Annotated in this window: 2 protein-coding genes; both read right to left on the reverse strand. The window is 71.4% G+C overall.

Annotated elements, in window-relative coordinates:
* On the reverse strand, window positions 1–722 hold a 722-nt coding region (locus tag ACLN58_RS22150; protein WP_415857364.1), incomplete at its 3' end, for a biotin--[acetyl-CoA-carboxylase] ligase.
* 50 nt (window positions 723–772) lie between these two features.
* A partial coding sequence (locus ACLN58_RS22155) for an SDR family oxidoreductase (RefSeq protein WP_415857365.1) occupies window positions 773–1,473 on the reverse strand: 701 nt, incomplete at its 5' end.

A 1,473-nucleotide genomic window follows, 5' to 3' on the forward strand; every position in this document is an offset into this window, starting at 1 on the left:
ATCGTCGCGTCCTGGACCAGCGAGAGGAGGCTCCGGCCGCCCGCAAGCGGGGCGTCCGCGTTGCCGTTCACGGCGCAGAAGGCCTGGTAGCGGCGCGCAAAGTCTGCGAGATACGCCACGAGCACGTCGGTGCGGTCCACCGGCCGCGCCGCCGCGAGGCTCGCCGACGTCGCCGTGGGCACGGGGAGTTCGTCCTGGCGCAGCGAGACATTGATGCCGGTCCCGAGGACGACGGCGGGCGGCTCGCCGTGCGCACCGGGTGCGAGATGGGCGAGGATGCCCGAGATCTTGAGGCCGCCGACCACGACGTCGTTGGGCCACTTGAGCGCCGACTCGAGCCCGGCGACCTCGGCCAGCGCCTCGCGGAGGGCGAGCGCCGCGAGCGGCGAGAACCACGAATAGCATTGCGTGGGCAGCGGCTGGCCCGACGCGTTGTGGGGGCGCAGCAGGATCGAGACGGCGAGCGAGGCGCCGGCCGGGGACTCCCACGGACGGTGAAGGCGACCGTGGCCGTGCGTCTGGTGGTCGGCGACGAGCACTGCGAGGTCGCCCCACGCGTCCGGCTCCGTCTCGGCGAGCCGCGAGAGCTCCGTATTCGTCGAACCGAGCTCATCCGCGACCTCGATCCGCGAAAGCCCGGCTCGCGCCGCGAAATCCGCCATGAGGCGGGAGCGATCGAGGGGGCCGCGTTCGTCAGCGGCGGGCTGGGCGTCGTTCTCCATATCGGAATCCTAGCGACGGAGCCCGACGCCGTGCCCGATGGAATGGCACGTCAGAGGAAGATGTCGCGCGCGAGCCGATCCTCGGACACGCCGAGGCTGTAGCGCGCGAAGTCGGTGACTCCGGCGCGGCGCAGGGCGTCCTCGTCCGTGAAGAAGTTCCCGCTCGTGGTGCGCGGATCGCTCGTGAGGATCGCGTAGGCGGCGTCCGCGACAATCTCGGGACTACGCGAGACGCCCGCCATGGCGGCCCCGCCGGGCAGGTTGCGGATCGCCGCGGTGTCGATGAGCGTGCATGGCCACAGCGAGTTGACTCCGATCCCGTCCCCGCGCAGTTCCTCGGCGAGGCCGAGCGTCACGAGGCTCATCCCGTACTTCGCCATCGTGTACGCGAGATGCATCCCCGCCCACTTGGGCTCGAGGTTGAGGGGCGGCGAGAGCGTGAGGATGTGGGCGTCGCGTCCGCTCCTCGAGGCCTCGCGCAGGGCCGGAAGCGCGAGCTTGGAGAGCAGGAACGCGCCGCGCGCGTTGATGTCCTGCATGAGGTCGTAGCGCTTCATGTCGATCGCGTCTGTGCGGGAGAGGTCGATCGCCGAGGCGTTGTTGATCACGGCGTCGATCCCGCCGAAGCGTTCGACGGCGGCGCTCACCGCGCGCGCGACGTCGTCGTCGCTCCGGACGTCCCCTACGACCGGGAGCGCATGGCCACCCGCGGCCTCGAGCTCGGCGGCCGCGTCGAACACGGTCCCCGCGA

It is taken from the genome of Sinomonas sp. G460-2 (genome assembly GCF_047759905.1).
Classification (GTDB): Bacteria; Actinomycetota; Actinomycetes; order Actinomycetales; family Micrococcaceae; genus Sinomonas.